Source organism: Clostridium kluyveri (assembly GCF_001902295.1).
GTDB lineage: Bacteria > Bacillota > Clostridia > Clostridiales > Clostridiaceae > Clostridium_B > Clostridium_B kluyveri_B.
Map to the genome: position 1 here is coordinate 4,009,834 of NZ_CP018335.1, position 26,425 is coordinate 4,036,258.

The following is a 26,425-nucleotide window of genomic DNA, read 5'->3' on the forward strand; positions in this document are numbered from 1 at the left end:
TTATACCTCCTTCATAAGGTACCTCATTTCCTTTTCCAGCTCTTTTAACGCCATAGCTCTATGACTTATACAATTTTTAAGTATAGAATCCATTTCCCCAAAGGTCATATTATATTCCGGTATATAAAATAATGGATCATACCCAAATCTATTAGTTCCTCTTTCTTCTTCACATATTATACCTGAGATTTCTCCCTGGACCTTTAGAACTTTACTGTCATTTATTATTAATGTAATTGCACATACAAATTTAGCCTTTCTATCCTCGTAGCCTTTATATTCCAAAAGTTTTAAAAGTTTTTCATTATTTTTTTTATCATTTCCATGTTCCCCTGCAAATCTTGCAGAATATACCCCCGGCCTTCCATCTAGCCCCCTTACCACAAGACCTGAATCATCTGCCAGTACCATACACTTAACTTTTAGCAAGTCATATATAGTTTTAGCTTTTTTATAAGCATTTTCTTGAAATGTAGTTCCATCCTCTACAATATCAATATCTATATTAGCCTCTTTCATAGATATAACTTCTATTGGATATTTAGAAAGTATTTGTTTTATTTCCTTTATCTTATTAACATTATTGCTTGCTACTATTAATTTTTTCATTACTCCCCACCTGTTCCTATCCATAAAGAATCCATTTTTAAACTATCCTTTTGTGCACTAATCATACTTTTTATTCCTTTTTCCGCTAAAGCCAAAAGTTCTTTTAAATCTTCCCTGGTAAAAGGATTTTGTTCTCCTGTGCCTTGTATTTCAACAAATTCTCCTGAATCTGTCATCACTACATTCATGTCTACTTTAGCCCTAGAATCTTCTAAATAACATAAATCCAACATTCTTGTATCATTTACTATTCCCACACTTACAGCGCTTACAAAATCTCTTATAGGATATATAGTAAAAGGATTTTGTTTGTGAAGTTTATTCACAGCATCAACCAAGGCTACAAAAGCACCGGATATAGATGCAGTTCTGGTACCTCCATCTGCCTGGATCACATCACAATCAACCCATATAGTTTTTTCTCCTATGGCCTTTAAATCCACTATGGACCTAAGAGCCCTGCCTATTATTCTTTGAATCTCCATAGTTCTCCCGTCAATTCTACCTCTATTTATATCTCTAGCCTTTCTTACTTGGGTAGCTCTAGGAATCATATTATACTCACAGGTAATCCAACCTTCTCCTTTCCCTTTTAAAAAAGGTGGTACTTTATCCTCTATAGAAGCAGTACATATTACCTTTGTATCTCCATTTTCCATTAATACAGAGCCCTCTGCATATTTTGTATAATTTCTGGTTATTTTTACAGGTCTAATTTGGTTACATTTTCTACCATCGACTCTCATATTCTACCTCCATAATTAAAACTATATTCTTCAATTATACCCTAATTACTTTAATTTTTCCTCTAATATAAATAATTCATCTCTTCCAGGAGCATCTATTTCTTCTTCCTCGCCATGGCAAATTAGTTTATATCCATATTCAGTAATTTCTCCTACAATACAGGCTTTAATACCTTCATTCTCCAATATGTGAACTAACTCTTCACCTTTTGGAGTTGTAATAAGCATACTTCCCGATGAAATTAACTTTAAGGGATCTATTAAATAATGACTGCATATTTTTTTTGTTATCTTAGTTATTGGTAATTTATCTTTGTAAACTTTAAAACCAACTTTACTGGCCTCGGCAATCTCCCATAGAGCCCCTAGTATTCCTCCTTCTGTTATATCATGCATAGAATTAACTCCAAATTCTCCTGATACTATTCCCTCTTTAACCACACTTATTTGTTCTATATAATTCTTAGCTTCATTTATCTCTTCTTTAGTAAGTAAACCAATTAATTTATCTTCATAGTCATTCACTATAATACTAGTGCCTTCCAAGCATAAACATTTGGTTACCACTATATCATCTTTTTCTCTTGCTCCTGATGTAGATACTGCTTTTCCCTTATCACCTTTTCCTATAGCAGTACAGGATATTACTATTTTATTCACTGCACTGGTTACTTCAGTATGTCCTCCTAGAATTTCTACATTTAACTTCTTAGCTTCATCACTAATTTCTCCCATAAGTCTATTTATATCCTCTAAAGAAGCTCCTTCAGGCAAAAGTATTGTAACCAAAAGTCCTACCGGCTCAATCCCACAAGATGCTATATCATTACAATTTATATGTACTGCAAGTCTTCCACTATTTATATTAGCTCCAGTAATAGGATCTGTGGAAACAACACACTCCTTATCCCCAAAATTTATTACACTACAATCCTCTCCTATTCCACTTCTTACTCTAACATCATTTCTTTCAACAGATCTATTTTTATCTATTATACTTTTTAAATCTTTCCAGTCTAGCTTTCCAGCTTTCATAAAATTTCTTCCTTTCTAAAATAAATAAGAACTATTTTTCATCCTACTTCATATTATTTATATAAGGATTAATTTATGGTAGGTGTAAATATTTTGAAATATATAGGACCTTTTTTGAGAATTAATAAGATAAATCCCCATAATATTAAACATCAATTATTTTATTTCTCAAAAGAATCTTTAAAGGAAATTGTACTACATTCAAAGTGTGGAATTTTTACCCCAATCAAAGAACTAAATACAAAAAATATATCTAACTTTGATATTACCACATTTAAAGATGTTTCTCCACTTCTATGTATATATAGAAAAGCAAATCCTGTCCTTATAAACATGGATAACAAACTTTGTTGGAATGAGGATAAATTTAAAAAAGAAATAAACATAGATAGCAATGCATTTATGACCTTGTGCTTGCTGGAACTTTCAGACTACTATACCTCTTTTTATAACATAGATAAAAATAAATACAATTTAAAACCACTTTACAATTTAATATGTAAAAATCAACTGGAATTTTATGCTTTACATTTTAGAAACGTACAAGGTATTTTTATTGATAAAAAACATGAAAGCAATTCTGCTCCTGAGGATTTAAAATTCATAGAAAAAAACAAAAAATTCAAATTCTCATCTCAAGCTCTTTTGATGGCTGCTTATTACAAATGCAGTCTCCTTCTTGAAAATGAAGAAAAAGAAGAATTTAAAAACTTTTCTTTTGACATTTTAAATATGCTTATTAATTCAAAAGAAGAACTATACGATCTATCTTTTGAAGAACTTACAAAATTATGTTTTGGTTTAAATATATTTTATAATTACTCAAAAGATAATCAGTGTAAAGACTTAATATTAGATATATCGGAACTTTTATTTGAAAAGTATTATAAAGAAAACTCCCAATCCAGTATATTAAAAAACATAGATGTGGAAAATGATGCATTAAACTATATAAACTATACTTTAATATATAGAAACACAAATATTATGAAATCCAAAGATAATGCAAAATTTATATCTGAAAGACTTTTAAAACTCTATGATGCAGAGAAAGGATTGTTTATAAAAAATACATCCAAAAAAAATATAGAATTTACATCTCTTGAAATTATGCTTTATCTTATGGTTTTTATGATAGATACAGCTTTATATAGAGATGAAAATAAAAATAATTTAGTAGTACTAGATATTTTTAAACGTCAACTAATAGATTCAGGTATAATTTTAAGTTGGCCTGAAACCCCTAATTTAAATGATGCAGAAAGATATAGGAGCTTTTCCCTTAAATCAGAAGATTTATTGGAAGAACAAAATTTTAGACCATCTTCGATTCCTTCACCAGAATCCTGTGAAGTAGCCCCTGTTTTTGCTAAATATGTAACTTACAGTAGAAAAAAAGAAAATTTTAAATCTATAAAGACTTCTTTCGATACCTATAAAAATATGTTCATATTTTTTCTTGTAATACATTTTTTTAAACCAGAATCGCCTTTAAATGTATAGATTAAATATATTTTTAGAAATAAATTTTATAATTTTAGGACATAATAATATAACCTAAAGTACAAGCACTTTAAGTATATAAGAATAATCAACAAAAAACCATTTTTTTAATACTTTAAAATCCCTTAAATTCATCCAGCTTCTATAAGGAGGGTGATACCTGATGATGGATATTAATTGTTCTGAAAATTGTGTTCATGAAAAAAACGGAAAATGCACTTTAAACTACGTTACTCCTATTACAAGCCTTTCCTCTTTAGAAACAAACTGCATATATTTTACTCCTAAAAAGAAATCCAATAATGAATCTACCCATCTTTAAAAATGGGGGATGAGTTATTTAAAATTGAGCTACATTTCTAATTTGACATAGGATCTCATCAAGTGATTCTTGGGCTCAGGTGGAGTTTGATATAGAGAAATACTTATCTCCATCTGAACCTTATTAACAGTATTCTCAGTGTCTTTAGCACTTAGAATACTTATCCTTTAGGGGAAGAATTTATCCAGACACGTTAGCCATGCTTATCTCCCTTTGAAGAAGATGAGAATAGTAGCTACTTGCTGCGTTCATATAAATATGAAATGAGATCCTTTTTAAAAAATACTTTACATAATTTAATTCTTCCATAAATAAACCTTATCCAATTTTATATTGCCCATTTTATTAGTATATACATCTTTTACATAACTTCTTGTAACAATAACCGTTTTATTAAAATATATAGGTACTATTGGCATATCTTCGAGCAATAAATTTTCCATATCTTTAAACATTTCTACTTTTTTATTTACATCCTTCTCAAAAACTGTACCAGTGAACTTATTATCAAATTCTATATTACTATATCCATATAAATTATATGTAGAAGAAGATTGCCACATTTGAAAAAAAGGTAAGGGATAATTATAATGCCCTTCATAATATATTTCTGCCATATCGTAATTGCCATTTTTTATTTCATTATTAAACGAGTTTAAATCATATCCTACACATTTCACATTTACTTTTATATACTTTTTCAGATCATTTGCTATTTCATCACATACCTTTTTATTTTCAACTGAATTTACATATATAAGTTTTAAAGATTTTTTTTCGTCATTATAATCTAAATTTTTCATAGCCTCTAAAGCTGCCCCTTCATTGGCACTTTCTGAGAAAAAAGATTTATTTATAAAATTACCCTCCAATCCATTGTTTACACAACTAGGTATATAGGAATTTGCCAGTATTACCGTATCTTTCAATATATTTTTAACTATGTTATTCCTATTGATAGAAAGGGATACTGCCTTTCTAAAATTAACATTACTTACAATACCCTTCCCTTTTAAATTAAAAACTATTCCTGTACCCTTTAATTCAGTGTCAGTTATATATTTGTCTTTTTTCTCAATGTTTTCAATTTCTCCCAAAGGAGGATCTGTAAATATATTTATCCTGTAATTGTCAAATCCCGCCAGTGTACTTTCACTGGTTTTTAAAGAAGTTACTACTATGGTATCACTTTTTACTTCACTGGCATTCCAATATTTAGAATTTTTCTTCAAAGTTATTTCCTGCTCATCAGACAAATTAGATATGGTAAAACTTCCTGAATACAATATAGAATTATAATATTTTTTCCAATTTATGAGCTTGTAATCAATAATTCTAAGTGAATATATAGGTTGGGCAAGTATATTCAAAAAATAATTACAAGGATAATTTAACCTTATAGATAAAGTATCTTTATCTATAGCAGTAACAGCTACATTTTTAAAATCACATTTGCCCTTTCTATAATCTTCCGCACCAAAAATGCAATCCAATTGATCCCCATATATGTTTTTTACATTTACACTTAATATATGAGAGAAGAAATCCACAAAATTATATGCAGTTATATCAGTTCCATTACTCCACTTTGCATTTTTTCTTATTTTAAAAGTGTAGCTGGTTCCTTCATCACTTACACTCCAGCTTTCTGCCAGAGATGGAATTATCCTTCCATTGACATCACTACTTACCAAACCTTCAAATGCATTGGCAAGTATATCCTTTTGCCGCACATTATCTGAATCCAGCATTATTAAATCATCTGGTAATTCTCCTAAATTATATACTAAACTATTTTTATAGCTGTTAGTCTGAATTTCCTTAGTTTTTTTCTCCAGTGCCCCTCCGCTTAAAGTTATAGAAATCACACCAATCACTGATACAATTATTATCACGTAAATAAGTTTTTTCATAATTTTCTCCTCATCTTATCTATGGGATACTAATTAAATTATTGTCACTTAACCATAAAAATAAACAAATTGTATTATAATATTTTTAATATGATTTTTTTATGATATAATGTTCACGTGTATTTAAGCGGCGGTATTGTCCTTAAAATTGATATTATGGAGGAATATAAAATGATACTTGCTATAGAGATATTTGGTATTTTAACTATGTGCACTATAATATTCGTGTTAATTTGGGGGCTTATAATAATTAAACAAACACTATCTCAAATAAAGTATAAAAATTATCTTTTGGAAAAAATGACTCAATATATGCATATGCTTACAAAGAAAGATATTAACATAATAGAGCAAGAAGAAGAAATAAGAGACTCTAAAGAATAAGTCTCTTATTTTTATGAAATTTAATATTTACCTATTTCTTCTTCCACTAATTTATTTACAAGCACAGGATTGGCATTACCCTTGGTCTTTTTCATAACCATACCTACCATAAATTTCACTGCTTTTTTCTTGCCCTTTTTATAATCTTCAATGGACTTTAGGTTTTCTTCCATAACCTCTTTTACAACTTTTAAGATTTTCTCTTTACTGTTATTTTGAACAAATCCCTTTTCCTCCATTATTTGTTTAGGGCGTTTACCTTTATAAAACATTTCCTCAATGACCTTCTTACCTATATTATTGGAAATAACACCGCAATTTATAAATTCAATCAACTCCGCTAAATCTCTTTCTGTAAAATTTAAGTTATTTAAAGGAATTCCTGTTTCCTTTGCAAGCCTTGATATATCCCCTGCAATCCAATTGGAAACGGACTTTGCATCTCCACTCAATCTAGCTGCATTTTCAAAAAAATCTCCTATTTCCATATTTAAAATTAAAATTTCTATTTCCTTTCTAGAAATTTTAAATTCTTCAACAAATCTATCTATCTTTTTATCCGGAAGTTCTGGAATAGTTTTTCTTATGTTATCTATATAATTATCTGAAATATTTATAGCTGTCAAATCTCCTTCCGGGAAATACCTATAGTCATTAGCATATTCTTTGCTTCTCATAACTTCAGTTACATTTTTGGCATCATTCCATCTTCTAGTTTCCTGCTTCACCTTTTCTCCAGATTCCACTAAATCACTTTGCCTTTTATACTCATACTGGATAGCTTTCTCAAGCGCCTTGAAAGAGTTCATATTCTTTATTTCAGTTTTTACTCCCAATTTCAGATTATACTTAGGTCTTATGGATATATTGCAGTCACATCTAAGGGAACCTTGTTCCATCTTACAATCCGATACCCCTATAAATTTAAGTATATTTCTTAAATTTTCAAGATATGAAACTGCCTCCCTTGAAGTCCTGATATCCGGTTTTGACACTATTTCTATAAGGGGTATTCCCGCTCTGTTATAATCGATCAATGTACCTTCATCTGTATGTATAAGTTTTCCTGCGTCCTCTTCCATGTGTATTCTTTCAATACCTATTCTCTTTTTTTTACCTAAATGATTTCTTATCTCAATAAAACCTTCCCTGCAAATAGGTATTTCCTGCTGAGTTATCTGATAATTTTTAGGACAATCAGCATAAAAATAATTTTTTCTATCCATTCTACTTTTATTATTTATAGAACAATTAAAAACAAGTCCTGCTTTTATAGCATATTCTACTACTTTTTTGTTCAGCCTTGGAAGGGAGCCTGGAAGCCCAAGACATACAGGACAAACATGTTTATTGGGATCACTTCCAAATACAGTACTGCATCCACAATATATTTTAGTCTCTGTTAAAAGTTCTACATGAACTTCAAGACCAATAACAGCTTCAAATTCCATAGTCCCCGTCCTCCTTTTGTACATCTGGAGTAATATTATGCCATTTAGTGGATTGTTCAAAACTATAAGCTATATTAAAGAGTATATCCTCCCTAAAATAACCAGACATAATCTGAAGTCCTACTGGAAGACCATCTACCATGCCACAGGGAATAGATATAGCAGGTATACCTGTTATATTAGCCGGTACAGTATAAATATCCGACAAATACATTGCCATCACATCTTCTTTTTTTTCATTTATTTTAAAAGCTGTAGTGGGACACGTAGGAGAGATAATTGCATGAAATTCCTTCATTATATCTTCAAATTGATTTCTTATAAGTTTTCTAACCTTTAGAGCTTTTTTATAATAATCATCATAATATCCTTCAGAAAGTACATAAGTTCCAAGAACTATTCTTCTTTTTACTTCACTGCCCAATCCCTCGCTTCTGGATTTAAAATATATGTCCACTGCATCTTTAAAGTTTTTTGATCTGTGACCATATCTTATTCCATCAAACCTGGCAAGATTAGAAGAAGCCTCAGCACTTGCAATTATATAATAAGCTGCCAGTGCATATTCTGATAATGGAATTGAACATTCTTTAATCTGTGCTCCATTTTCTTTAAGTACCAAAATTGCCTCTTCTACAGATTTCCTAACCTTATCATTCAATCCCTCTCCAAAATATTCTTTAGGTATCCCTATCCTCATTCCCTTAATATCTTTGCTCAAGCTTTTACTGTACTTGGGTACTTCCATATCTGCTGTAGTAAAATCCCTTTTATCCATTCCAGATATACACTCAGTTAAAAGTGCACAATCTTCTACATCTGCTGCTATAGTTCCTATTTGATCTAGGGTGGAACCAAATGCAACCGCCCCATATCTTGAAATTCTACCATAGGTTGGTTTTAAACCCACTACTCCGCAAAAAGATGCAGGCTGTCTTATAGAACCTCCTGTATCAGTGCCAATGGATAGTGCAGCTTCTCCTGCTGCCACTGAGATTGCAGAACCTCCTGAAGACCCTCCTGGCACCCTATTTAGATCCCATGGATTCCTAGAGAACTTTATGGAACTATTTTCTGTAGAAGAACCCATGGCAAATTCATCCATATTAGTTTTACCTATAATTATTCCCTGATGAAACTTTATTTTTTCTACGACATGTGCATCATAAGGTGATATATATCCTGTTAACATTCTAGAAGCACAGGTATTTTGCATATTTTCTACACTTATATTATCTTTCACAGAAATAGGTATACCAAAAAGCCTTCCTGAAATTTCACCTCTGCTTATTCTTTCATCTAATTCCTTTGCCTTTTGCAATAAACCTTCCGATGCTACATATAAATAAGCTCCTAGCTTACTATCTACTTCATCTATTCTATTTAGATAGATCCTTGCAATTTCTTCTACACTTACTTCTCTATTTTTTATCATATCTTTTAATTTATGTACAGTTATTCTCATATAATTCACTCACCCCCCCAGCCCATATAAAGTGATTCTTAGATTCAACATATCTTACTTTGGAATTATTTTACCACCTTAGGCACTACTATATATTCCTGAAAGTTATCAGGAGAATTATCTAGTACCCACTGTATATCTAATGAAGGTTCTAAAATATCTTCCCTAAATTTATTTTCCATGTAATAAGGATTCACAATTATATTCTCTTCTTCTGTATGAAGCTCATCCAGCTTTTCCATATACTCTAATATTTTATTTAAATCTTTTACAAGTTTTACTTTTTCCTCTTCTTCGAATTCCAATCTGGCCAGATTTGATACATATTCCACATCTTTTATTGTAATGGTCATAAAACCCTCCTTTCATATCAAGTGATTCTTAGGTCAGATGAAGTTTGCATATAAGGAATGTTCTTCTCCATCTGAATCTTATTAACAGTATTCTTAGTATCTTCAGCACTTAGAATACGTTATCCTTTAGAGGAAGAACATATCCATAGGCGCAAGCAGTACTTATCATCACTTTCGAGAAGTTAGGATATTAACTAACTCCAGTCTTTGGATAAAAAATGAGACAATCTTTCTTTAGATTGTCTCTTAGTTTTAGTAAACTTTCATATACATAAAGAACATAGTTACACAAGCTATCAATACACATGTCAAGGGATATATTACATTTTTAAAACTTGTTCTAGAAACTATCATGTTTATAGCCCATATTATCATTGTAATAAATATACTCCATTGCAGTGTATAATAGTCGCTAAAATACTTTACATAAGTAAACTGATATGTAGTAAGGAGCGTTAATATTAGTGCAAGAATAGTAAATATAACCCCTATCCATCCTAATAAATTTATTGTATTTTTCATATCTCTCCTCCAAAGTCTTATACCAAAGTTTAACTGTAAATTAAAAATTAAACTATTTTTATAATAATCCTTTTTTATTGTTTTGTAAATATTTATATATAGTTTTAAAAATTTATTATTAATATTAATTACTAATTTTGTATATCTAAAAATTATTTAATCATATCAATAAATTCTTCCTCATATACAGTATCTCCAAAACATTTAAAAATAATTAAATCACTATATTCAATATTTGGAATAAATACACTGGAAAATTGTGTTGACAGGGGGTTCACTTTGTCAACAGCTTTTTCGAATCCCATGTTGAATTTATTTAATCATGTCTTTTAAGTTTTCTTCTGTAATTATAGATATTCCTAATTGTTGAGCCTTTGTCAGCTTACTTCCAGCTTCTTCTCCTGCCAGAACAAAGGATGTCCTTTTTGAAACACTTCCAGATACCTTGCCACCAAATGATTGTATTATTTCAGCGGCTTCGTCCCTTTTCATAGTTGGTAATGTTCCCGTTATTACAAATGTTTTACCTAGAAATCTATTATCTATATTTTTTTGCACTGTCTTAGATATAATATTTACACCTGCTTCTTTCAGCTTTTTAATAAGTTCAATGTAAGCATTACTATTAAAAAATTCAAGTATATCAGGTACTGTTGTTGGTCCAAAATCCTCTAGTTCGATTAATTGTTCATATGTTGCACCAGCAAGCTCATCCATACTTTTGAAATTTCCAGCTAATATTTTTGCCGATTGCTTACCTACATTTCTTATGCCAAGGCCTGTAATTAATCTGTCAATATCATTATCTTTGGACAATTCTATTGCATTCAAAAGATTATTGACTGATTTTTCTTTTCCTATTATACCCTTTTCTATTAATTCATCTTTATAATTCTCAAGGATATATATATCTGAAATTTTCTTTATATAACCATCTTTCATCAAGGCTTCTACTGTATTTTGACCAAATCCAACTATATTCATTGCATCCTTGGATACAAAATATCCTATCTTTCTAAATGATTGCGCTTCACAATCTGGATTACTACATCGTGTATCAACGCCATCTGGTTCCCTTATTGTCTTTGAATTGCATACAGGACACACATCAGGTATTATGTATTTTTTAGCCCAATCCGGTCTTTTTTCAGGAATACTTCTTATTATTTCGGGTATAATATCTCCAGCTTTTTGAATTATTACAGTATCTCCAATCCGAATATCCTTTGAATCTATGAAATCTTGATTATGCAATGTAGCCTTTGATATTGTGGTATTAGCTAATATAACAGGCCTTAATAGTGCAAGTGGATTCAGCCTCCCTGTACGGCTTACTTGAACTATTATATTCTCAATAACAGTTTCCTTTTGTTCTGGAGGATATTTAAATGCCACTGTCCACTTAGGAACCTTGCTTGTCATTCCCAAAGATATTCTGTCATTTAAATTGTCTACCTTTACTACGGCTCCGTCAATAGAGTACCCTAAATCCCATCTACTTTCTTCAATATCTAAAATAGCGTTCCAAACCTCATCTGCAGTTTCACATATTTTAAAGTTTGGACTAACATCAAACCCTTGATTAGATAACCACTCTAAGGTTTCTGAATGTGTTTCAAATTTCTTTCCCTCTGAAATCTCCAGATTAAAAATAAATATATTTAAATTTCTGTCCTTTACAATACTGGTATCTAACTGCCTGATAGTTCCAGCAGCTAAATTTCTGGGATTTTTAAATATCTTCCCCCCTATCTCTTCCTGTTTCTCATTAACTTTTATGAAATTTTCATTGGTCATGTATATCTCGCCGCGAATTTCTAAATAGTTTAACTTGCTTGGAATATGTTTTGGTATAGATTCTACTTGCAGGATATTTTCAAATACAGATTCTCCAATTGAGCCATCGCCCCTTGTTATAGCTTCCTTAAGTTCTCCATTATAATATCTCAATACAACCGTTAATCCATCAATTTTTTTCTCTACAACAAATTTAGGGTATGTAACTTCTGATGTTATCTTTTCAACAAAACTATATACTTCTTCTTTTGAAAATACATCTTGCAAACTTACTACAGGAATATCATGTCTAACTTTTCTTAACTCTCTTTTTACTGTGCCTCCAACCTTCTGAGTTGGTGAACTCAGAATTTTATACTCTGGATGACTATTTTCTAAATTTCTCAATTCAACGTATAATTTATCATATTCATAATCAGTTATCTCCGGGTTATCCTGATTGTAGTATTTGTCGTTATGATATTCTATTATTTTTCTAAGCTCATCTATTCTCTTCTTAATGCTCACTAAATACTACCCCCTACTTTTTGTGTAGGTGAATCTTTACGGGCATATTCTGGATACTCTTTTTCAAGTTTTCTTAGTTTAAGAGATAGCTTGTCATATTCATGGTCTGTAGTTTCTGATTCATCTTTATTGTAATATCCTATCAGTTTGCCCAATTCTCCCATTTTATTTTTAATATCCACAAATGCTCTTCCTTCCCAGCTTAATCATTCTCTAAAAGAACTAAATTTAAAGTTTTATACATTCTGTATATTCTATACCGCCTCCAGCGGAACTACACCATACATTAAATTTTTTATTCCCATATTATCAAAAACTATGGTAAGCTTTATATCCTCATCCTTCTTGGATATACTCACAATGGTACCTACTCCAAATTTCTTATGTTTTACTTTTATTCCTTCTTTTATATTTTCTGGTTTTAAATAATTACCTTGAGGAATATTATCTACAGATATACTTTCTCTTTTAGAAGGTATATTATTTAAGATCCCTTTTTTCCCATATGAAAATATATTTTTACTTAAAGATTTATTTATAAAATTATTAATATCTGATTTTCTGAAATCATCATATTCTTTTAATTCACCGGATATTTCATCTATAAAATCAGACTGTTTATAAGATACCATCTTGCCAAATACTCTTCTTGTATCAGCAAATGTCATATAAATATTTTCTTTTGCCCTCGTTATCCCCACATAACAAAGTCTTCTTGACTCTTCCATCTCCTTAGGATTATCTAAGGACTGTATTCCTGGAAATATTCCATTTTCCATTCCCACCATGAAGACTACAGGAAATTCCAGACCTTTTGCACTATGTACCGTCATAAGTACCACTGAATCTGCATTATTATCAAAATTATCTATATCAGAAACCAGTGTTACCTTTTCTAAAAATGCAGAAAGAGACGTATCTTCCGAGGTAACTTCAAATTCCACAGCTGCAGATACCAATTCTTTGAGATTTTCTATTCTACTTATAGTGTCTGGCTCCTTTGAGTGTTTTAATTCTTCTAAATACCCCGTAGTATTCAATACCTCTTTTATTAGTTCAGATACAGAGATTTTATCCCTGCTTTTTATAAAACTATTTATGAGACTCACAAATTTTTTTATGGAATTAATACTTCTTTGTGTCAAATTCATGCTTTTATCAATATCTAAAAGGGCATTATATATTGATTCATCCATAGAATCTGCAAAGCTCTGTATTTTTTGTACTGTGGCTTCTCCAATATTTCTCTTAGGTACATTTATTATTCTCCTCAAGCTTACATTATCTAAAGGATTATTTATAAACTTCAAATAAGCCAAAATATCTTTTATTTCTTTTCTGTCATAAAATTTCAATCCCCCAATAATTCTATAAGGTATATTAGATTTCATAAAAATATCTTCAAATACACGGGATTGAACATTTTTTCTATAAAGCACTGCAAAATCCCTATAATGTTTATCTTTATCTATATTTAAAATTTCCTTAATCCGGGATGCTATATATCTCCCTTCATCTATATCTGTGGTAGCTCTATATAATTTTATTTTATCTCCACTGTCATTTGTAGTTTTAAGCACTTTCTGTTTTCTATGAAAATTATTACTTATAACATCATTAGCGGCTTTTAGTATATTAGCTTTTGATCTATAGTTTTGTTCCAACTTTATAATCTTGGAATTTATATAATCATTCTCAAAATTTAAAATATTTTCTATGTCCGCACCTCTCCATGCATAAATGCACTGATCGTCATCCCCTACTACACATATATTTTTCTCTACCTGGGCTAATAATCTTACAAACTCATATTGTGACTTATTGGTGTCTTGATATTCATCCACCATTATATATTTAAATTTTCTCTGATAAAATTCAAGTACATCTGGATGTTCTTTAAAAAGCTGTACCGTTTTAAATATAAGATCGTCAAAATCCAAAGCATTGTTTTCTTTAAGCTTCTTCTGATACATTACATATACATCTGCTATTTTATTCATTCTAAAATTGCCTTCATTTTCTTTTTTGAACCTATCTTGTGATATAAGATTATCCTTTTGCCTGCTGATCCTATTTATTATTTCCTTATCAGTTATACTGTCATCCATATTTAATTCCTTCATACACTGCTTTATAAGTACTTTTTGATCATAGCTGTCATATATGGCAAAATTCCTATTGTATCCAAGCTTATCTATTTCTCTCCTCAATATTCTTACACAGCTTGAATGAAATGTGGATACCCACATGCTGTCCACTTCATCCCCTACCAGTTTTCTTATTCTATCTTTCATTTCTCCCGCAGCCTTATTTGTAAAAGTTATGGCCAATATTTTAGAGGGATATATATTTAAATCTTCAATCATATGAGCTATTCTATAAGTTAAAACTCTAGTCTTGCCAGAACCTGCTCCAGCTAAAATCAATAATGGACCTTCTACAGTTGTCACCGCTTCATATTGTTCTTTATTTAAAAGATTCTTTAAATCCATAAAAAACCACTCCTGTTTTATATACACTTTTATTATTAAAATTTTTTCACATTCCGTTTACAGTATGTAAAAATCAATCATATAAGTGAAATTATATTTAATATTATATCATTTTAATGATTATTTAATCATATAATTAAACTTTAGTCATAAAAAATGTGCTGACATTTATCAACACATTTAAAATTAAATACTACTATTTAATCTCTCCAATACAATTCTATATCCGTCACTTCCATAATTTAAGCATCTATTTACTCTACTTATAGTGGCAGTACTTGCACCAGTTGCAGATGCGATATCTAAATATGTTTTTTTGTTTTTCAACATCTTGGCTACCTGAAGTCTTTGTTCTAATGCTTTTATTTCATTTATAGTACATATGTCATCGAAAAATCTATAACACTCTTCCTTTGTCTTTAGAGACAATACTGCCTCACACAGATAATCCATTGCCTTACTTTTTAACTTAGATTCATAATCTCCCATGAACGCCACTCCTTATTCATGTACATTTTTTCTTTAATTCTATCATGTATTAAAACATTAATCTATAAAATCACAAATAATTTTGTGATATATCCTCATATATACACATTTCCTACTTAAAAGAATATATTCTGATTATATATTACATTAAATTTATTCTTTCATTAGTATAAAAATTTAAAAATAAAAAACAGCCCATTTGGGGTATAGGCTGTTTAGTAATAAATAAAAAGGGGGCTATTATTCCTTTATATTTATTTCTATATTTTAATTATAATAAAGCAAAGCAAAAATATCAAGCCTATATACTTATAATTTACTGATTTTACATATAATGCATGATATTTAACTTGCAGCACATATTATAATATGATTTCAATACATTCATATATTCTTTAATAGTTCAATCTCTTCCCCATATAATTCTCTGTATTCCCCTTCCTGAAGATTATCATCCAAACTTAAGGGGCCAAATTTTATTCTCTCTAGATAAATTACATTTTTCCCCAAAGCATTAAACATTCTTTTAATCTGATGAAATTTTCCCTCTTGAACAGTTACCTCTACCCTGGCACCATTTTCATCAGATTCTATAATTTTTAGTTCTGCCGGCATACAAGTATATTCATCTTTTAATACTATACCCCTTTTAAATTTTCTAATGTCAGCCATATCTACTTTCTTATCTATTTCGGCATAGTAAACTTTATCTACATGATTTTTGGGAGATATCAATCTGTGATTTAACTCTCCATCATTGGTAATAAGAAGTAATCCTTTAGTATCCTTATCCAGTCTTCCTACAGGGAAAGGTTTAAATGCCTGATATTTAGGTTCTAAAATATCTATAACAGTTTCCTCATAATTATCAAACGTTGCAGATACTACTCCTTCAGGTTTATTCATCAGTATATATATATTCTTTTTATATTCCACAACAGTTTCCTCTACCTCTATTTTGCACTCATCGGGATTTATCTTCATAGAGTTATCTCTTACTACTAAACCATCTATTTTTACTGCTCCACTTTTAACTATAGCTTTTACTTCTTTTCTAGTCCCATATCCCAAATTCGCTAATACCTTATCTAATCTATCCACAAAATCCCCTCCTTTTCATCTGAACACTAAAAGCAGCTAATACTCCCATCCTCTTCAAAATGGGAGATAAACACTGCCGCGCGCCTGGATAAGTTCTTCCCCTAAAGGATAACGTATTTTACTAAAGACACTAAAAATACTGTTAATAAGGTTCAGATGAATAAAATTGGTATCTTATAGACCTCATATAAATCTAGGAATTACTTGATTTTCCATAGTAATTCATAACTTTTTGCACATAATTTCTAGTCTCATAAGATAAATTTGAAATATCCGAACTATTTTTTATCCCTTTATATTGCAAGGTTCCAGGCCCAGCATTATAGGCAGCCAGTGCCAGTTCTTTAGAATTTCCATACATATTCAACATATTCCTTAAATACTCAGTGCCCGCATCCACATTTTGATCTACATTATAAGCATCTGTCACCCCTAATTCACTGGCCGTTCCCGGCATAAGCTGCATAAGTCCCATAGCTCCCGCAGAAGAAGTAGCTGTTGGATTAAAATCAGATTCTTGTTTTATAACTGCCATTATCAAATCCTTATCCACACCATACTTTTTAGAGGCTTTTTCCACTGCTTCATCTATATCTGAAACACCACTTTTCAAATAATCTTTTACACTATTATAAGCAGTATTCAGCCTCTGTCCTCCTCCATATCCTAGTTTGCTTAAATCTTCTTCTCCTAGTGAAGCAAGTTTAGATATATCTATATTTCCATTACTATCAGATGCTGCCTTTAGCAAACTTTCCATCATAATCTGAAAGGAATCCGAATCTCCAAAGGCCTGCTCAAATATTTGGGTCATCATCTGAAACTGTAATACCTTCTGTAAAGTTTTATCCTGATTATCATTATTTGTAACATTTATACTCATTTTCTCACCTACCCAAAAATACACTATGATTTTTATCGTACATAAATATCTATACTTGAGCAAGTTAATTTTACTGTGCCTTAAATAAAAATATATTATAATCTTCATAAAAGTCTTTATTATACTGACTTTTACACAAAACCAACACTTTATATTCATCTTTATGGAAAGGGATAAAAGTATAATAATTCTTTTTACTATAGCCTTGAACTAAATTCCAATCTCCCTTTTCCATTATATAGAACTCATATACTACATCTTTTCCCCCTTCACTATGAACAGTAAAAATAACTGGTTCATTACAAAAGAAATTTGCATTATCACAGGTGATTCTGGTATTTGTCACAGGTAATGCTTCGTTGATTTCAACAGCCACTTCCCTCTTACAATCAAATTTTTTACTGCTTTTAATATTTCTTGCTAAAATCTCCACCTTGTAAATACCACTATATTTAGGTACAAAAGCATAGGATTTCCCTGTAACAAACTCTGTTTCTTCCACTTTACGGTTATTTATACTCAATATATATTTCATAATGACATTTTTAGTATCTTGAGTTATACAGTTTATAACAACTCTCTCACCCACTAAATGATACTCTCTCACAGGATAAAGTATGTAATCAATAACTGCCGGCATATAGTCAAATACATCTATCTTTACTATGGAATGACAATCGTATTCTCTATCAGAATATTTATCCCTTACCCTAACTTCTAATTCATAATTCCCATTCTCTTCTGGAATAAATCTCATAAAACTGTTTTTATTATATTTCATTGTTTTTATTTCTATCCCATTCCTTTTTATAATAAAAGAATATATCAGTTCCACTCCTCCTGAAGCATTTATTTTTACATTGATATTTTGATTTTTTAGTATACCCTTATTTTTATCTAATATAACACTCTGGATCTTAACAGGTTCCCTACTTTTCTCATCTATAATATAATCTAAATGTTCTATGGCTTCATAATCTCCTGAAAAAGATTTATCTTTAACCATCAAAGTTATGGTATAATTCCCCGCCATTTTACTCTCCCATATATAACTATTACAAATAGTATATCCTGAATCCTCTCTACTATAGCTTCCCTGAATTATATATCTATACAAAAGCTCCCTTCCCCCTATGGTATCCGCCATCAAAGTAACTTTTGTTCCACATAACTGAGGATAGTTAATATCTGTGGTAAAATTTTTTATATAAATTTGGCTATATTTTTTTACACTAAAATTCAATACTGCTCTATCGTCAAATTTATTAATAGAATACATATCTTTGGCCATACATAAAAGCTTATAATCTCCACTTTTAGCTTCAACATAACTAACTATTTTCTGAGTAGAATAGTTCTGTACACATTCTACTTCTCTATTAGAATTAACTTTAAAAAATTTATAAAGAATAGTTCTATCCTTATCATGCTCAGAATTCACTTGAAAAACCAATTCGGAATTTTCTAAAAGTTCTGAAGTTAAACATTTAAAATCTGTTATTTTTACCTCTTTCAACGGTATCACCTGAAACCCTACATTTTTAAAATCATCAAAATCGTTCTTTGAATCAATATTTTTACACTCTACTAATATTTCACCTTTTCCTTCAGTTTTCACTACCCAGGAAAGCATGTTATCTACTGAATAGTCTTTTATCATTTCCCATTCATTATCTATTTTTATCCAATATCTAAACATAAGTGGGAATTTAATAGTATCTACTGTTATAGTTAATTTATCACCTAATACCAATTTATCTTTATCTATATAAATATTACTTATCAATTTTTCTTCCACTTTTCCTATTACATAATCCATTCTAGATACATAATCAAAACTTTTACTGCTATCTGGTTTCTTAGCTTGTACCATTAATACATACTTTCCATCCTGCACTGGAGCCCACTCAATTTCTTCTCTCTCCGTAAAATCTTTTATAGTGTTCCATATCCCATTATATCCTACCATATACTTATATAAAAGTTTTTCTTTTAAATTGTTATTTATATTTATAATAATTTTTGTCTTCTTTTCCTGTGGACTTTTCACATCACAGCTCATAGCTAGTTCATTCATTTACATCATCCCCCATGTAAAAATCTTATAAATACTATATTCCTTAAAATATATTATACTATAATACCATATTTTGTAATAGTATTTTTTGTATATTTATATTATATTTTACTATACTAATAAGTAGGTGAATATATATGAAAATAATAAATGTTTATACTGACTCTTTTAACAAAGTAACTTTAATATCAGATGAAATATTTCAATTTAAATCCTATAAGTTAAATGTAGAAAATGGCAAAGAAAAAATATCTGTAATTAGTTATTCCATAGTTGACAATACTATAATTTTGAATTTAAACAGAGAGATAAATATAAAATACTATTGTTTCATAGAATATGAGAATATACCTTATAAAGTATGGTACTATCCCCTATATTCCACAGAAGAATTCAATAAAAAATTTTTTCACGATACCTCCTTAGGTGCCATATATACCAAAGGAAAGACTAGCTTTAATCTCTGGTCGCCTCCAGCCTCTTCTGTAAAACTTGTAATATATGAAAAAATTTCTCCTGACAGCTTCAATATTAAATATATGATAGATATGAAAGAATATAGAGGACTTTGGCATACTTCCATAAAAGGAGATTTACATGAAACCTACTATAACTATCATGTAACCCTATATGATAATTCAAATATAGTAGTGGATCCTTATGCTGTTTCAGCAAATATAAATGGCTTAATAGGAGTTGTATTAGATTTAAAAAGAACAGATCCCCCTATGTGGCATGATGACACTTATATTGATGTTAAAAAATATACTGATTCCATAATATATGAAGTCAGCCTAAGAGATTTATCTTCCCATGCCAGCAGCGGAGTTTCAAACAGTAAAAAATTTTTATCCTTGACAGAAAAAAGCACAAAATCTCCGCAGGGCCTTAGTACCTGTTTAGATCATATACTGGAACTTGGTATTACCCACCTTCAGTTAATGCCTATATTCGATTTTAGTTATGAAAGTGTAGATGAAAGATACAGTGATAAAGATTATAATTGGGGATATGATCCCCAAAATTACAATGTTCCTGAAGGAAGCTATGCTTCAGATGCCTACCAGCCCCTGTGCAGAATAATAGAACTTAAAGAAATGATTTACTGCCTTCATAAAAACAATATAGCAATAAATATGGATGTAGTTTATAATCATGTATATCATGGTTGGGCAGATAATTTCCAAAATATATTCCCGGACTACTATTTTAGATTTTCACAGAAAAAGATACCCTGCTCTGGGAGTGGATGCGGAAATGATCTGGCTTCTGAACATTTAATGGTAAGAAAATTCATAACAGACTCTGTAACATTTTGGGCCAGGGAATACCATATAGATGGATTCAGATTTGATCTTATGGGACTTATAGATATAGATACCATGAAATTAATAGAAAATAAACTTCATAGGATAAACAGATCTGTAATGATCTATGGTGAAGGCTGGACCCTAAACACCTCCCTTGCAGAGCAGAATAAGTCTACTCTTAATAATGCAAAATCTTTAGACAATATAGCCTTCTTCAACGATAGAATAAGGGACTGCTTAAAAGGTAATGTATTTGATTTGAAGGACAGAGGTTTTATAATGGGAGATGCCTCTAAAGGTAAGATATTGAGAGAATGTATAATGTCACAATATATTTCTCCTGAACAATCTGTAAATTACTCAAGCTGTCATGACAACCATACTTTATGGGATAGAATAAGTTTGAGCTGTACCCATGAAACCATAGAAGAAAAAAAGAAAATGGTAAAATTATGTTCAACTATAATTTTAACTTGTCCTGGTATTCCCTTTATATACTCTGGAGAAGAATTTTGCAGAAGCAAACAAGGAGAACATAACAGCTTCAACAGTCCAGATTATATAAATTGCATTGAATGGAATAAAAAGTATGAATTTATGGATGTGCTTAATCATTATAAAAAATTAATTCATATAAGAAAATCTCACTCTCTATTTAGACTTTATTCTAAAGACACCTTACTAGATAATTTAATTTTTATAGAAAATATACCTGAAGACATTCTTGCCTTCACAATAAAGGATTATACTGGCAGAGACAATTGGAAACATGCTCTCATAGCAGTAAATGTAGGAAGAAAAGACAGGCATGTAGACATTCCTGACATGAAATGGAAAGTGGCATTAGACAGTAACAACATTAAAATTGAAAATATTATTTTTAAAAAACCGTTCATATTACAAAGTATGTCTTCTTATATATTGTACACAGAAGAGGATTAACAAAATACTACCAATCCTCTCCTTTGTATACTTTACCATTTAAAATTAACTGAAATAAATTCTCTCTAAGCCTCTTATCATCTTCCCTTGTCCTCTTTTTGGGGTTTGAAGTCCTTCCCCCTGTTCTCCTAACTTTTGAAGATATATACCTCTCAAATAGAAGTTTATCCATGTTACCCTCATGATATATATAACCTTTAGGATTTATAGCATAGGCTTTTTTTCCTAATACCATAGCAGCAACACCATAATCCTGACTCACCACTATATCTCCACTTCTAACTTTGTTTACAATAACCATATCCACACTCTGAAAACCACTGTCAACAGTAACTACGGTACTATAATTACTTTTTAAGATATGATTTGTATCACAATATATTATAACTTCTATGTCATTTTCTCTTGCTATATTCTCTATTATATATTTTCCTGGACAAGCATCCCCATCTATTAATATTCTCATTTTAATCCCATAATGTAAAACTTCATATTAAATATTAAAATTTTACTTATTTATCCCTCCACCGATTAATTAATCTTTTTACTTGTAATCTTTTGTAAATATTCTATTTAAATTATACACTACTATAACAAAATTATCATCTGTCAGTTTTTAGTGATTGACTTATGGAGTAATTGAGAGGTTCAGATGGAGTTTACCTATGGAAAATGCCCATCTCATACTTTGAAGAATATAGTACTATTAGCTAGTTTTAGACTTCGGATAAAATAAAACTCCACAATAGATATGCCATCATAGAGTTTTACTGTATTATCTCCAAATTATATTTGAACAAATTTTATATTTTTTGCTCTAATTTTAAACTTATATCACATTCAGGATTTTTAAGCAGTGCAAACATATTATTTTTATAAGCTTCAACTCCAGGTTGATCGAAAGGATTTATTCCCATTAAATATCCACTCATTGCACAAGCTTTTTCAAAGAAATATACCATATGTCCAAAGTAATAGGGTGTTAACTCAGGTACATTTAAAATCATTACAGGAACCTCCCCATCACTGTGGGCCAGCACTGTTCCCCTTAAAATCTGATGATTTACAAAACTTATTGATTTATCTGCAATAAAATTTAATCCATCTAAATTATCTTTATCCTCTCCTATAATTATATCCTTTGGAGACTTTTCTACATTTATAAAAGTTTCAAATAATATTCTAAGTCCCTGTTGTATATACTGTCCCATAGAGTGCAAATCTGTTGAAAAATCTCCGCAGGCAGGAAATATGCCTTTATTTTCTTTTCCTTCACTTTCTCCAAAAAGTTGTTTCCACCATTCTCCAAAATAATGAAGACATGGCTCGAAATTCACCATCATTTCAGTAGTTTTACCTCTTTTAAACAGTATATTTCTAACTGATGCATATCTATAAGCAGCATTTTTATCTAAATCTTCACTACTATAAGCTTCTCTAGCATCCGCCGCTCCCCTCATAACATCTTCTATATTGATTCCTGCCACTGCCATTGGAAGTAATCCTACCGCGGTTAACACAGAATACCTTCCTCCTATATTATCTGGAATAACATAGGTTTCATATCCCTCTATATCTGCCAAGGCCTTCAAAGCCCCTCTTTTCTTGTCTGTAGTGACATATATTCTATGTCCTGCTTCTTCTTTTCCATACTTTTTTTCCAGTAAGTCTTTTAACAATCTAAATGCAACAGCAGGTTCCGTAGTGGTCCCTGATTTGGAAATAACATTTAAAGATATGTCCATACCTTCTACAGCCTGGAGCAAATCCTGCATATAAGCCGCACTCATATTATTTCCTGCATAAAGTATTATAGGAGCTTTTCTTTTATCTTTAGGCAGTATATTATTGAATGTATTTGAAAGCATTTCAATAGCAGCCCTAGCCCCTAAATAAGACCCTCCTATACCTATAACTATAAATACATCTGAAGTATTCCTAATCCTTCTAGCCGCTATTTTTATCCTATTAAATTCTCCTTTGTCATAATTTACCGGTAGGTTAACCCACCCTAAAAAATCCTTTCCTTTACCTGTTCCGTTTTCCAGCATATGGTGGGCACTAGATACAAAAGGCTGCAGACTATCCATATCACTTTTACTCACATAAGAATAAACTTTATTTAAATCCAAACTTATACCTTTTTCTAACATAATTTTACTTGCACCTCCAACACTTTATTTATATTAAAATTACATTAATTTCCATTATAATTCTATATAAGAAACCTAACAATTTTTATGCCAAGTTTACATTTCTAAAATCCTAAGCTTTTTAAAATAAGTAACAAGCGCTGATGTGACCTCCCCAGTAAATTAATCTAGCCTTTGGATAAATATCATCTATAAATAAATTTAAGAATCACCTCATTGATATTTTAGTTATATTATTTATACATTCATTTTATTCTTCTTATTCTTCACATTTTCCTATTAATTTTATTCATTATTACTGTTTATATCAATTTAACAGTAATAACTTCTATAAGCTAAAAATATATATTATCGACAATTATATAACTTATTTGTTGTCCAAATATCAAAAATTTATGTGAAATTTATGTGATTATGACTACTTATATATTATAAATTATATTGATATTTTTTCCAATTAATTGTATAATATTTCAAGGAGGTGCTAACTATGGAAAATAATGCAATTAACATAAGTGATTTTAAAAATGTTACCTATAAAATCAGAGAAGTTGCCAAAATGTTAAATACCAATACTCAAACAATCAAGAATTACTGTTCAACTTTTAGAACTATCCTAAATAGAAGCAATATTTCCGGTAGAAAGGGAGATTTTACTGGAGATGATATCAACAAGTTAAAGATGATTCAATATTTATCAAAACAAAAACATTATAAACCCCAACAAATTATAGATTACTTTTCATATAATGATTCTCTGGGAAGTAAAAAGGAATTAGAATTTATAGCAGAAACAATATATACTTTAATTAAACCTGAAATAGAAAATACTATTAAAGATTCTATTGATACTACTATACAAGAACATAGTACCAATATAAGAAACGATATTAAAATTAATGGTAAGGATATAACTGGACGTATAAATAAGGTGTTAAGCAGTAATAATTCTTTAATCAGCTCTATGACAGAAACCAAAAATTTAATTAAAAGTATCGAAGATAATCAAAATCAATACTTAAGCAGAATGGAACGGAGAAAGCATAAAAATAAATGGTATAATAATTTATTTAAAATATCCAAGAAAAATAAATAATAAATATCCCCTCCAAGAAGATATATTAGAGTCAAAAAACAGTACAGGCTTTAAAACTATACTGTTTTTTGATTTTTAATCCAACTTGTCAAAGTCATAGTCCCCATAGGCAAACTTAATATATCCTTTCGTAATTTTGCATTACAATTGGTGCATCCTTATCTCCTTTTAGTTCTTTATCTGTTTTTATATGAACATTCTTATCTAAAATTGTATATTCCAATTTTACATTGTTATCTACTATACAATTTTGAAGAACTATGCAGTTTTTAAGGATTGAACCTTTTGATATAGTTACTCTTCTAAATATTATGCTGTTTTCTATAGTTCCATATATAGAACACCCATCTCCTATTATAGAATTAATAACGTTACTGGACTGAAAATACCTGCATGGCATGTCATCATTTGTTTTAGTATATATAGGTTTATACTTTGAAAATAGTTCACCCATTATTTTATGATCTAAAAGTTCCATGCTTGTCCTATAATATGATTTAATAGAATTTACACAACTTAAATATCCCTTAAATTCAAATACTCCTACATTCAGATATTTTAGGCATTTATATATGTTATGTTTTACCTTTCTATAATTTCCTGTTGATATGCATTCATTAACTATATCCATAAACATTTTCTTTTTGAGCATATATATTTCCATACTTATATTAGTTTTCTCATTTACCCCTATATTCCTTCCTACACTTATAACTCTTCCTTCATGGTTTATATTTAGTGTATCACAATGAATAAATCTCGAATCTGCATCTTCAACCTTTTTATACATTATTGTAATATCATTTTTAGATTTTATATGAAATTCCATGGCTTCCTTTAAATCAATATTACAAATCATATAAGAAGATGCCATAACTACATATTCTTCTTTACTTCTTTTAAAATAAAGTATATTTTTAGAAAAGTTTTGTATATCATCTAAATTTAAATTTTTCTCTGTATAATTAAATACCCTAAGCCCTTCTATCTTCCTATTTAAATCCCATGGACGCCCATTACTTAAATGATCTATTAAAGATCTGGATTCCATTTTTGTAAATATTCCTATATTTTCTATTCCACTGTTAGTCATATTAGACAATATAAAATCAATGATTCTGTATCTACCTGCAATAGGTATGGCTGCTAAAGTTCTATTCCTGGAAAGTTCTTTTATATTATCGTCATTTTCATCTAAATTTATAATACCCATAAAATTTTCATTCATAATATCTACCCACCCAATAAATATTTTTTAATTTTAATTAAAGGTAC

Annotated in this window: 24 protein-coding genes; 5 read left to right on the top strand and 19 right to left on the bottom strand. The window is 29.9% G+C overall.

Annotation, left to right across the window (positions count from 1 at the left end; genetic code table 11):
- Genes BS101_RS19650 through BS101_RS19660 form a run of 3 tightly spaced genes read right to left on the bottom strand, consistent with a single transcriptional unit; the run spans position 1 to position 2,390 of the window.
- Complete coding sequence (locus BS101_RS19650) at positions 1-609, bottom strand: XTP/dITP diphosphatase (RefSeq protein ID WP_073540321.1); 609 nt, start codon at positions 607-609, stop codon at positions 1-3.
- Complete coding sequence (rph, locus tag BS101_RS19655) at positions 609-1,355, bottom strand: ribonuclease PH (RefSeq protein ID WP_073540322.1); 747 nt, start codon at positions 1,353-1,355, stop codon at positions 609-611. Before rph ends, BS101_RS19650 begins: the two co-directional genes overlap by 1 nt.
- A 45-nt stretch (positions 1,356-1,400) precedes the next feature.
- Positions 1,401-2,390, bottom strand: a complete 990-nt coding sequence (locus tag BS101_RS19660; RefSeq protein ID WP_073540323.1) for an AIR synthase family protein — start codon at positions 2,388-2,390, stop codon at positions 1,401-1,403.
- Positions 2,391-2,483: 93 nt separating this feature from the next.
- Here BS101_RS19660 and BS101_RS19665 point away from each other — a divergent pair, with 93 nt between their 5' ends.
- On the top strand, positions 2,484-3,893 hold the full coding sequence (locus BS101_RS19665; protein ID WP_073541436.1) for a hypothetical protein: 1,410 nt from the start codon (positions 2,484-2,486) through the stop codon (positions 3,891-3,893).
- Between the two features lie 163 nt (positions 3,894-4,056).
- Positions 4,057-4,215 carry a hypothetical protein gene (locus tag BS101_RS19670; protein WP_012103789.1) on the top strand — a complete coding sequence of 53 codons (159 nt, stop codon included), beginning with the start codon at positions 4,057-4,059 and terminating at the stop codon, positions 4,213-4,215.
- Positions 4,216-4,511: 296 nt separating this feature from the next.
- Here the strand turns inward: BS101_RS19670 and BS101_RS19675 are convergent, their stop codons facing one another.
- The gene (locus BS101_RS19675) at positions 4,512-6,128 is read right to left on the bottom strand and encodes a peptide ABC transporter substrate-binding protein (RefSeq protein ID WP_073540324.1); all 1,617 of its coding nucleotides are present in this window, start codon (positions 6,126-6,128) and stop codon (positions 4,512-4,514) included.
- Positions 6,129-6,284: 156 nt separating this feature from the next.
- On the opposite strand from BS101_RS19675, the gene BS101_RS19680 reads away from it, so the two are divergent.
- Complete coding sequence (locus BS101_RS19680; RefSeq protein WP_083585779.1) at positions 6,285-6,512, top strand: hypothetical protein; 228 nt, start codon at positions 6,285-6,287, stop codon at positions 6,510-6,512.
- 20 nt (positions 6,513-6,532) lie between these two features.
- Here BS101_RS19680 and gatB read toward each other — a convergent pair whose 3' ends face one another.
- The 12 genes from gatB to BS101_RS19735 all read right to left on the bottom strand — a co-directional run bounded on the left by gatB (position 6,533) and on the right by BS101_RS19735 (position 19,649).
- Entirely contained in the window at positions 6,533-7,963 is a 1,431-nt protein-coding gene (gene gatB, locus BS101_RS19685; protein WP_073540326.1) for an Asp-tRNA(Asn)/Glu-tRNA(Gln) amidotransferase subunit GatB, read from the bottom strand.
- Entirely contained in the window at positions 7,953-9,437 is a 1,485-nt protein-coding gene (gene gatA, locus BS101_RS19690; RefSeq protein ID WP_156876107.1) for an Asp-tRNA(Asn)/Glu-tRNA(Gln) amidotransferase subunit GatA, read from the bottom strand. The genes gatB and gatA overlap by 11 nt, the downstream gene beginning before the upstream one ends.
- A gap of 56 nt (positions 9,438-9,493) precedes the next feature.
- Positions 9,494-9,781 (bottom strand): Asp-tRNA(Asn)/Glu-tRNA(Gln) amidotransferase subunit GatC, encoded by a 288-nt coding sequence (gatC, locus tag BS101_RS19695; protein ID WP_073540328.1) that lies wholly within the window; start codon positions 9,779-9,781, stop codon positions 9,494-9,496.
- 252 nt (positions 9,782-10,033) lie between these two features.
- Positions 10,034-10,303: a hypothetical protein gene (locus BS101_RS19700; RefSeq protein WP_073540329.1), complete on the bottom strand. Its 270-nt coding sequence runs from the start codon at positions 10,301-10,303 to the stop codon at positions 10,034-10,036.
- A 152-nt stretch (positions 10,304-10,455) separates the two neighbouring features.
- The gene (locus tag BS101_RS23540; RefSeq protein WP_198039524.1) at positions 10,456-10,608 is read right to left on the bottom strand and encodes a hypothetical protein; all 153 of its coding nucleotides are present in this window, start codon (positions 10,606-10,608) and stop codon (positions 10,456-10,458) included.
- Between the two features lie 7 nt (positions 10,609-10,615).
- Positions 10,616-12,607, bottom strand: a complete 1,992-nt coding sequence (ligA, locus tag BS101_RS19705; protein WP_073540330.1) for an NAD-dependent DNA ligase LigA — start codon at positions 12,605-12,607, stop codon at positions 10,616-10,618.
- On the bottom strand, positions 12,607-12,789 hold the full coding sequence (locus BS101_RS19710; RefSeq protein WP_073540331.1) for a DNA ligase LigA-related protein: 183 nt from the start codon (positions 12,787-12,789) through the stop codon (positions 12,607-12,609). The genes ligA and BS101_RS19710 overlap by 1 nt, the downstream gene beginning before the upstream one ends.
- Before the next feature lie 72 nt (positions 12,790-12,861).
- Complete coding sequence (pcrA, locus tag BS101_RS19715) at positions 12,862-15,099, bottom strand: DNA helicase PcrA (protein WP_073540332.1); 2,238 nt, start codon at positions 15,097-15,099, stop codon at positions 12,862-12,864.
- A gap of 186 nt (positions 15,100-15,285) precedes the next feature.
- Entirely contained in the window at positions 15,286-15,588 is a 303-nt protein-coding gene (locus BS101_RS19720; protein WP_073540333.1) for a YerC/YecD family TrpR-related protein, read from the bottom strand.
- 384 nt (positions 15,589-15,972) lie between these two features.
- A complete protein-coding gene (locus BS101_RS19725) occupies positions 15,973-16,689 on the bottom strand; it encodes a pseudouridine synthase (protein WP_073540334.1) in 717 nt (238 codons plus the stop codon).
- A 193-nt stretch (positions 16,690-16,882) separates the two neighbouring features.
- Entirely contained in the window at positions 16,883-17,572 is a 690-nt protein-coding gene (locus tag BS101_RS19730; protein WP_073540335.1) for a lytic transglycosylase domain-containing protein, read from the bottom strand.
- 70 nt (positions 17,573-17,642) lie between these two features.
- A complete protein-coding gene (locus BS101_RS19735; protein WP_073540336.1) occupies positions 17,643-19,649 on the bottom strand; it encodes a triple tyrosine motif-containing protein in 2,007 nt (668 codons plus the stop codon).
- A gap of 137 nt (positions 19,650-19,786) precedes the next feature.
- Here BS101_RS19735 and pulA point away from each other — a divergent pair, with 137 nt between their 5' ends.
- Positions 19,787-21,901 carry a type I pullulanase gene (gene pulA, locus BS101_RS19740; protein WP_073540337.1) on the top strand — a complete coding sequence of 705 codons (2,115 nt, stop codon included), beginning with the start codon at positions 19,787-19,789 and terminating at the stop codon, positions 21,899-21,901.
- A gap of 7 nt (positions 21,902-21,908) precedes the next feature.
- Here the strand turns inward: pulA and BS101_RS19745 are convergent, their stop codons facing one another.
- Both BS101_RS19745 and BS101_RS19750 read right to left on the bottom strand, forming a co-directional pair.
- Positions 21,909-22,367, bottom strand: a complete 459-nt coding sequence (locus BS101_RS19745) for a YaiI/YqxD family protein (protein ID WP_073540338.1) — start codon at positions 22,365-22,367, stop codon at positions 21,909-21,911.
- A gap of 337 nt (positions 22,368-22,704) precedes the next feature.
- Positions 22,705-24,054 carry a glucose-6-phosphate isomerase gene (locus BS101_RS19750; protein WP_073540339.1) on the bottom strand — a complete coding sequence of 450 codons (1,350 nt, stop codon included), beginning with the start codon at positions 24,052-24,054 and terminating at the stop codon, positions 22,705-22,707.
- Between the two features lie 490 nt (positions 24,055-24,544).
- On the opposite strand from BS101_RS19750, the gene BS101_RS19755 reads away from it, so the two are divergent.
- Positions 24,545-25,150: a MerR family transcriptional regulator gene (locus BS101_RS19755; protein WP_073540340.1), complete on the top strand. Its 606-nt coding sequence runs from the start codon at positions 24,545-24,547 to the stop codon at positions 25,148-25,150.
- A 115-nt stretch (positions 25,151-25,265) separates the two neighbouring features.
- On the opposite strand, the gene glgD is transcribed toward BS101_RS19755, so the two are convergent.
- On the bottom strand, positions 25,266-26,378 hold the full coding sequence (gene glgD, locus BS101_RS19760) for a glucose-1-phosphate adenylyltransferase subunit GlgD (protein ID WP_073540341.1): 1,113 nt from the start codon (positions 26,376-26,378) through the stop codon (positions 25,266-25,268).
- Positions 26,379-26,425: the final 47 nt, after the last annotated feature.